Here is an 8,489-nt window from a genome sequence, read left to right on the forward strand (position 1 = left end):
GCTGGCCCGTACAGGGCCAGCCGACGGCTTAGATGATGGCGAGGTTGCCCTTCTCTTCCAGCCACTCCCGGCGATCTCCGGAGCGCTTCTTGGCCAGCAGCATGTCCATCAGCTGCAGGGTCTCGTCCCCCTCCTCCAGCTCGCCCATGGTGAGCTGCACCAGGCGGCGGGTGTTGGGATCCATGGTGGTTTCCCGCAGCTGTTTCGGGTTCATCTCACCCAGCCCCTTGAATCGGGTCACCATCACCTTGCCCTTCTTCTTCTCGGCCTCGACCCGCTGCAGCACGCCGTTCTTCTCGTCCTCGTCGAGGGCGTAGAAGACCTCTTTACCGATATCTATCCGGTAGAGGGGCGGCATGGCCACATAGACGTGGCCCTTGTTGACCAGGGTTCTGAAATGCTTAACAAACAGGGCGCAGAGCAGGGTGGCGATGTGCAGACCGTCCGAGTCCGCATCCGCGAGGATGCACACCTTGCCGTAGCGCAGGCCGGAGAGATCCTCGGAGTCCGGATCCAGGCCGATGGCCACCGAGATGTCGTGCACTTCTTGCGACGCGAGCACCTGGCCAGCCTCCACCTCCCAGGTGTTCAGGATCTTGCCGCGCAGGGGCATGATGGCCTGGAACTCGCGATCCCGCGCCTGCTTGGCGCTGCCGCCCGCGGAGTCACCCTCCACCAGGAACAGCTCCCCCTGCATGGGGTCGGCGCAGTTGCAGTCGGTGAGCTTGCCGGGCAGGGCCGGGCCCTGGGTTATCTTCTTGCGCACCACCGTCTTGGCGGCGCGCAGCCGGCGCTGGGCACTGGAGATACAGATCTCGGCGATCTGCTCCGCCAGCTCGGTGTTGCTGTTCAAATACAAGCTGAACGCATCTTTGACTATCCCGGAGACGAAGGCCGAGCTCTGGCGGGACGAGAGCCGCTCCTTGGTCTGACCGGCAAACTGGGGATCCTGCATCTTGATGGAGAGGATGTAGGCGCAGCGATCCCAGATATCTTCCGGGGTCAGCTTGACCCCGCGCGGCAGCAGGTTTCTGAACTCGCAGAACTCGCGCATGGCGTCGAGCAGCCCCTGGCGCAGGCCGTTGACGTGGGTGCCGCCCTGGGCGGTGGGGATCAGGTTCACATAGGATTCGGCGAGGCACTCGCCCCCTTCCGGCAACCAGCACAGGGCCCAGTCCGCGGCGGATTGATCGGTACTGAACGAGCCGACGAAGGGCTGCTCCGGCAGGCAGGTGAACTGCTTGACCGCATCGATCAGGTAATCCTTGAGGCCATCCTCGTAGCACCACTCCAGCTTGATGCCGGTGTTCTTGTCGAGGAACTTGATGGTAAGGCCGGGGCAGAGCACCGCTTTCGCTTTCAGCAGGTGCTCGAGCTTGGAGACCGAGAAGCGCGGCGAGTCGAAATAGCGCGCCTCTGGCCAGAAGCGCACCCGGGTGCCAGTGTTGCGGCGCCCGCAGGTGCCTGTGATAGTCAGCTCCTGCACCTTGTCGCCGCGCTCGAAGGCGATGTCATAGACCTGGCCGTCGCGACGCACCGTCACCTCGACCCGATCGGAGAGGGCGTTCACCACAGAGATGCCCACCCCGTGCAAACCGCCGGAGAACTGGTAGTTCTTGTTGGAGAACTTGCCCCCCGCGTGCAGCTTGCAGAGGATCAGCTCCACGCCGGATACCCCCTCCTCCGGGTGAATGTCGACCGGCATGCCACGGCCGTCATCGATCACCTCGAGGGACTGGTCTTCAAACAGGGTCACCTCCAGGGTACGGGCATGGCCCGCCAGCGCCTCGTCGACGCTGTTGTCGATGACCTCCTGGCCGAGGTGATTGGGCCGGGTGGTGTCGGTGTACATGCCGGGACGGCGACGCACCGGTTCGAGGCCATTGAGGACCTCAATGGCATCGGCATTGTATTGAGTGGACATGGAGGGCCTTGCGAATTGACGTTTGGGGAGAATCTTAACTCTTGCGAGGGCCTTGGACAAACGAGACGACGGCAAAGAGTGACCGGATCGAGAGAAATGGCAGCCAAGGCAGGAGGCCATCCCTTTGCAACCCCCTTGCTGCCAGGAGGGAAAATCCGTCCCGCCCCAGACCCGACTCAGTCGCTGGGCAGCGCCTGCTCTAGCTGGGAGAGGGAGCTGGAGAGCCGCCAGATGAGCCCGGCCAGCGCCCGGGACTCCCTGTCCGGATCGCGGGCGAGCAGCACATCCAGGCGCGTCAGCTCGGTCAGGGTGCTGGCAAGGTGTGCCTGCTGCACGCCCCCCTCGGTCAAGATCCCTTTCAGGCTGCGAATGCAGCGATCCCGCACCGGATAGAGCGCAGGATTGAGCCCGCGCCAGTCCCGCAATTGCCAGACGATGTGGCTGCAGTTGAGCAGCACCACCCCCCAGCGCAGCACCCAGAGCCGGGCCTGCTGATCCTGGCTCTGGCTGAGCTGGCTGATGGCGTGATAGATGCGGGACTCAAACTCGTGCTCACTCTGCTGCGGCCGGGTGCGCAGCTGATCCATGAAATCCCGGCGCAGACGGCGCATCAGGCGGCGGCTCTTGCGGCCATCCGAGCTCGGTCTCAGGATCTGAAACGCCAGCCCGGCGACCATCACCCCCAGCATCTGGGCCAGACTGCCGTTGATATAACCCAGGAAGTCATAGCTGGGGGGATTCGAGATCGCGAGAAAGGATCCAAGCATCACGATCAACTGACCCCAGAGCGCGGCGCTGCCTGGCCGCTGCAACTTGAGGAGCTGCATGGTTATCAGGACGGGCAGCAGCAACAGGATGAGGGGCCAGAGCGCCTCCAGCCGGATCATCAGGCCGAACTTCACCAGGAAGCAGACCAGACTGAGCAGCACTATGGCCTGCAGCATGGTGGTCACGCTTTTAAGAGGCGCAGGCACCGCCGAATAGAGCACGCAACTGATCGAGAGCAGGGTCAGCGCCGCGCTGCCCCCATCCCACTGAGTCTGGAACCAGAAGATACAGCCCAGCAGCACACAGAGAAAGGTGCGCGCGCCGTTATAGGCAGCCTCATAGCTGTCGGTGTGCATGGTCAGGGAGGCCAGTCTGGGGGGGCGGGCCATTGTACTGGCTCCTCCTGCCCTCTCTGCCTGGCCTGCACCAGCCTGTCCAGCCAGCGCTGCGCCTCCAGATAGCACCAGCAGAAGTGGCGCAGCCGCTGCCAGAACACCCGAGTACGATAATCCTCACTCCCGACCAGGGGCGCCAGCAGGCGGGCGATGCGGTATTTGTCGCAATCGGGGGCGGCCAGGGCCTTGAGCAGCGCGGCGAGCAACTCATTGAGCCCGGCAGGGGGCGCTGGCCAGTTGTGCAGCAGGCGACGTACCCCGGAGATGAGGCTGGTCATGCGCAGTTGGCGATGGAGCAGGAAGTTGAACAGACGGTTGTGGCGCCTGAACCTGTGATGGCTCCACACCGCCTGGATACGCAGCACATTCATGGTGAGGATCTGGCTGATGATGCCCTGGTGGGCCTGGCGGATATCGGCATTGCTCTGCCCCTGCCAGAGCAGCTGGGCATGTTCGAGCAGGCGGGTCTGGCTCTGGCGCAGGGAGCCGAGCAGGGTCTCGCCATCACCGGTACTCGGCAGCAGCATCATCATGAAGGCGCCGCAGAGGATGCCGGTGATCACCTCGCTCACTCGCGCCTGGGCGATGTCGAAGATGTAGAGAGAGTCATCGACGTTGACGCAGGAGAACGCAATGATGGCTGCGGTGTAACCCGCCAGGGCGAAGCCGTAGGAGACATTGTTCTGATAGTGGTTGGAGACATAGGTACAGAGGCCTATCCAGAGTGCGATCAGCAGGCTGAACAGCCAGGGATCGGCCAGACCATAACTGGCGATCAGGATGGCGGCCATGGCCCCCATCAGACTGCCCAGTACCCTGCCCAGGCTCTTGCTGATGACGCCCCCTACCGTGGGGAAACTCACCACCGCGGCCGAGGTCATGGCCCAGTAAGGGGAGTCGAGTTGCAGCACGAAGGCGAGCCAGAGTGCCAGACACATGGCAAGGCCATTGCGCAGGGCATAACGCCACTGATCGGCGCTCGCCTTGCCCCAGGGGCTCTGGCGCCAGCGGGGTAGCGCCAGCCTCACCACCGCCTCCTGCCGTCGTCAGGGCACAAGCCCGCGCAGCAGCCCGGCAGGGGCACAAGCAGGGGGATATCAGTCATGGATGGCAATGGAGACGGTGGTACCGGCGATCAGGGTGACATCCGCTGGCACCTCATCGAGTCGAATGCGCACCGGCACCCGCTGGGCGAGGCGCACCCAGGGCACGTTCGGTTTGACATCCACCAGCAGTCCGGAGCCTGACGCCAGGCTCTGATCATGGATGGCGCGCCCTATGCTCTCCACGGTGCCGGTCAAGGGCCTGTCCGAGCTGTAGAGCACTATCTCGGCCCGCCTGCCGATACGAATATGGCGCAGCTTGGTCTCCTCGAAATAGCCCAGCACATAGAAGGAGTGGGTATCGACCAGCGCCACCAGCGGGGTCCCCGCACTGGCATAGTTGCCAACCCGGGTTTGCAGGTTGGTGATGTAGCCATCGGTGCTGGCATGGATATCCGTCTTGGCCAGGGACCACTGCGCCTGGGCCAGGTTGGCCTTGGCCACCTCAAAGGCGGCCTGCATCGCCTGTTGATTCAGTTTGGCCTCGTCCACCGCCTCCGCCGAGATGACATTGCGCGCCAGGTTGCGTCTGCGGCTCGCCTCGTGACTGGCCTTGGCAAAGTCGGACTCCGCCTTGCTCAGAGCGGCCATGGCATTGCGTTCGGCGATGCGATAGGGCTCGGGATCGATACGAAACAGCAGCTCTCCCTGCTTTACCAACTGGTTGTCCTGCACCCGGACATCGAGCAGCTTGCCCGACACCTCGGGGGTGACGCTGACCAGTTCGGCCCGCACCTTGCCATCCCGGGTCCAGGGGCCCTGCATGTAGTAGTTCCACAACCACCAGGCGGCCCCCAGCGCCAGGGCGCAGACCAGCAGGGTAGATAGATATTTGAGAGTCGCCAGCGGTGATTTAGCCATGTAGCAAGATCCAGAGAGCGCCGCACACGGCGAGTACGAAGAGGGAGAGATCCATCAGCATGGGGTGCCAGACATCACCGCCATAGAGCCAGTCGCGCACCAGACGATGCAGCGGCAGCCAGCCGAGCAGCCCGAGCAACACCGCCTTGAACAGGGGCGGAAAATAGAGCGAGGCGCCGAGGATCAGATCGGGCAGGGCTGAAGGGGTCATCACTGGCGTGCTCCCTGTTTGGCGAGGAAGGGCTGAAGAAACCCGTTATGACCTGCACCGGGGCAGGCTTGCCAAGGTTAACACAGCCATTCGGGTCGCTACAGCAACAGCTGGCACCCTTATTGGTCGGCCGGGTGATTTACCCCGTCCCGCAGCGGCACCTCACCCAGCTCGAACGGATTGACACCGTCGAGGCAAGCGAGGTTGTAGCCATACTCGGCTGGATTGGATCTGCGCTGATGATGGGTATAGATGCCGCATCTCCCGCAAAAATAGTGGCGGGCGGTGCGAGTATTGAACTGGTAGCAGCGCAGCACCTCTTCCCCTTGCAGTATGCGGATCGCCGCCAGCGGTACCGAGGCGACGATGGCGCCGCGCCGCCGACACAGAGAGCAGTCACAGCGCCGTGGATCCACCACACCGTCCGGCAGACTGAGCTCCAGTACCACGGCCCCGCAATGGCAGCTGGCCCTGTGTGTCTCTTCGATGGGGGTATTGCCGATACGTTTGATCATGCAGCCTCCTTGCCGCTGGCCTCGCCCTGACGGGATCAGTCGAACAGGGTATCGCGCCGTCCCTGCTGCACATGGGCATGCAAGGTACGCAGTTGTGACGCCACCACCCTATGACGCGACAACTCGGGCAAGGCGTCGATGGGGAAATAGGCGGCGTCTTGAGTCTCATCCGTCTCGGTGAGCAGTTGCCCCCCCACGACTTCGCACAGGAAGAAGGCCTTGTGGGCATGGGGCAGTTGCGGCGGATGGGGATGCTTGAGCTTGTCAAACAGCGCCAGCAGTTGCACGGCGCGACAGACCAAGCCCGTCTCCTCGACCACCTCTCGCACCACGGCCCCCGCCGGTGAGTCACCGATATCGCACCAGCCGCCGGGCAAGGTCCAGCAACCATCGCTGCGCTCGCGCACCAACAGCAGCTGCCCCTGCTCGTTGAGGATCAGGGCGCGCACATCCAGCTTGGGGGTCGGATAGCCGCTATCCAGGGCAATCCAGTCAGCAATCCGCACAGGATCCTGCGCACTCTGCTCGGCGATAAGGGCAGCGGTGGCATCGCGCAGGGCATGAAAGCGCCCTATGTCGAAGGGATCCCTGGAGTAGGTCAGTCCGGCCTGGGCCGTGGCCAGCACCTGTTCCAGAAAAGAAGCCAGCCGAGGCTGGTCTGGGCCGGATCGCGAGTCCGGGTGATGGCTCTCTTGGGGGTCTGACTGGGGGTGGGTGTCGGGAGCCATGATTCAGAGCCCCAGAAAATGGACTATCTGGGCCGGGAAACGCTCGAAGCCAACGAAGCTGTGATCGCCGCCGCACTCGAGGGAGAGCCGGGCAAAGGAGTACTCGCTCAGCGCCTTGCGATAGTCGAGCACCTCGTCCTCCTGCTGTTGCAGCACCCAGAGTCGATCCGGTGCCGTCACCGGCACCGCCAGCGCCCTGAGCTCGTCCATGTGCCGGGGCAGCAGTTCATAGCGTTCATGGGTATAGGGATTGGTCTGTGGCCCCAAGAAATCTTGCAGCAACTCATGGGGACGTACCGCCGGATTGATCAAGGCGGCGCGGCAGCCATAGCGCTCGCTCACCCGAGTCGCCATAAAACCGCCCAGGGAGCTGCCCACGGCGCCGAGCCTGAGGCGGTCGCCGTGGCGGGCCTGCGCGGCCGCGATGGTCTGCTCTATGGCCGCCCAGGCTGCTGCCGGGGTATTGGGCTGCGCCGGGATCAGCACCTCGATGTCGGGCCTGTGTTCGGCGAGCCAATCGGCCATCTGGCGCGCCTTGGCCGAACCGGGTGAGGAGTTGAAACCGTGCAGGTAAAGCAACACTGAACTCATCGTGCCCCTCCGAGCAACCTTGGCGCCGCGTTGACATCCCAAGGATAAAGTAGCACCACGTTCATATCAGCCCCTCAATAACCGGTGGCATTGGGGTCAGGTACAAACTGGCCCAGGGGCAGGCGCCACACCTGGCTGGCGATCCGGCCATCGGGGTGCAGAGTCAGGTAACGCCAACCCGGGCCCGACTCATCCAGAGTGAAGCCCTCACAGAGCGGCTTGAACTGGATGCAGGTGGAGGGGCTGGCGATGAGCCGCACTCCCCTGTGTACCTCGTCAAACTCCTGATGGACATGGCCAAACAGGATGGTTTTTTGCTGCGGATGGCGCGCCAGTACGGCGAAGAGATCATCGGCATTCTTGAGGTTGTGCTGATCCAGCCAGGCGCAGCCCACTGGCACCGCCTGATGATGCAAGGCGATGAGGGCATGGCGCTCCGGGTGCTGGCGCAGGGCCAGATCCAGGGCCGCCAACTGGTGATCCCCAAGCACCCCATGGGGTTTGCCGCGCACCTGGGTGTCGAGCAGTATGATCTGCCAGTGATCCCCTACCAGCTGCTTGGCCTCGCTGATCCCGGCCGCATGCAGGTACTCGGTCATCAGGGGGCCGTCGTCGTGATTGCCGGGCAGCCAGTAGATGGGGCGCGACAGGGGCGCCATCATGGAGGCAAAACGCTGGTAGGATTCCGGACTGTGATCCTGGGAGAGATCCCCGGTCGCCAGGATAAGGTCGAACGGATGGGCATTGTTCTGAACCCGTTCGAGTACGGCAGCCAGGCTGTCGGCGGTCCGCACGGCCAGCAGACTGCCTTCACCGCTGGCGAACAGATGGGTATCGGTTATCTGTAACAGGCGCACACTGCCGTCGGGCGCCTGAGGTAGCTCTGTGTCCAAAATCACGCTTCTTTTTATTGGTTCAACTAGAGGATGTTAATCAGACTGGTACCGTGCCTGAGACAAAACTTGAGCCAATCGGCGAGGAACAGATTTACCTGCTCTTTTTCATCCCGTTGGTGCATTTTTGTATTGGGGTAATCATAACGTGGTTGCAACCTGGAAATCTGTTGCGCCGCACACACTTCCGCCATTCGCACATCATGATACAAACGAATCTCTATGCGAGTCTGCAAATAGTCCGGTAACTCAGGGTTGTGCTGAGCCAGGATCACCTGACTGGTGAACCGGCTCTCCTCGCTGACGGTGAGCTGGAACTGCAGGCCATTGCCGACCTGATAGCGGCGCTCGGCTCCTACGCTGCCACCGGGGGGCAGCAGCTTCATCAACGCCATATAGTTCACCTCGCAGGTACGCTGCAAGGACATCAAATCAGGCACATAGCGTTTCATCGGGCTCTGGACTAACGGCATCTCGCAGCTCCATCAATCAACACCCGT

8 protein-coding genes and 1 pseudogene are annotated in these 8,489 nt (G+C 62.8%); all 9 read right to left on the reverse strand.

Features of this window, described 5'->3' with window-relative positions; all coding sequences use genetic code 11:
• Positions 1-28 precede the first annotated feature (28 nt).
• The gene (parE, locus tag BN1130_RS09520) at positions 29-1,924 is read right to left on the reverse strand and encodes a DNA topoisomerase IV subunit B (RefSeq protein WP_042041692.1); all 1,896 of its coding nucleotides are present in this window, start codon (positions 1,922-1,924) and stop codon (positions 29-31) included.
• 176 nt (positions 1,925-2,100) lie between these two features.
• A pseudogene (locus BN1130_RS09525) lies at positions 2,101-4,109 on the reverse strand (FUSC family protein).
• 75 nt (positions 4,110-4,184) lie between these two features.
• A complete protein-coding gene (locus BN1130_RS09530) occupies positions 4,185-5,051 on the reverse strand; it encodes an efflux RND transporter periplasmic adaptor subunit (protein WP_042041693.1) in 867 nt (288 codons plus the stop codon).
• Entirely contained in the window at positions 5,044-5,262 is a 219-nt protein-coding gene (locus tag BN1130_RS09535; protein WP_005894245.1) for a DUF1656 domain-containing protein, read from the reverse strand. Before BN1130_RS09535 ends, BN1130_RS09530 begins: the two co-directional genes overlap by 8 nt.
• A gap of 119 nt (positions 5,263-5,381) precedes the next feature.
• Positions 5,382-5,777, reverse strand: coding sequence for a GFA family protein (locus BN1130_RS09540; protein WP_042041697.1), 396 nt, complete (start codon positions 5,775-5,777; stop codon positions 5,382-5,384).
• 35 nt (positions 5,778-5,812) lie between these two features.
• On the reverse strand, positions 5,813-6,424 hold the full coding sequence (locus tag BN1130_RS09545) for an NUDIX hydrolase (protein WP_042041939.1): 612 nt from the start codon (positions 6,422-6,424) through the stop codon (positions 5,813-5,815).
• 84 nt (positions 6,425-6,508) lie between these two features.
• Positions 6,509-7,096 (reverse strand): YqiA/YcfP family alpha/beta fold hydrolase, encoded by a 588-nt coding sequence (locus tag BN1130_RS09550; protein WP_042041698.1) that lies wholly within the window; start codon positions 7,094-7,096, stop codon positions 6,509-6,511.
• A 74-nt stretch (positions 7,097-7,170) separates the two neighbouring features.
• On the reverse strand, positions 7,171-7,989 hold the full coding sequence (cpdA, locus tag BN1130_RS09555) for a 3',5'-cyclic-AMP phosphodiesterase (protein ID WP_042041699.1): 819 nt from the start codon (positions 7,987-7,989) through the stop codon (positions 7,171-7,173).
• A 26-nt stretch (positions 7,990-8,015) separates the two neighbouring features.
• Positions 8,016-8,462, reverse strand: a complete 447-nt coding sequence (locus BN1130_RS09560) for a DUF1249 domain-containing protein (RefSeq protein WP_042041700.1) — start codon at positions 8,460-8,462, stop codon at positions 8,016-8,018.
• Between the last annotated feature and the right edge of the window lie 27 nt (positions 8,463-8,489).

The organism is Aeromonas rivuli (genome assembly GCF_000820045.1).
Lineage (GTDB): Bacteria > Pseudomonadota > Gammaproteobacteria > Enterobacterales > Aeromonadaceae > Aeromonas > Aeromonas rivuli.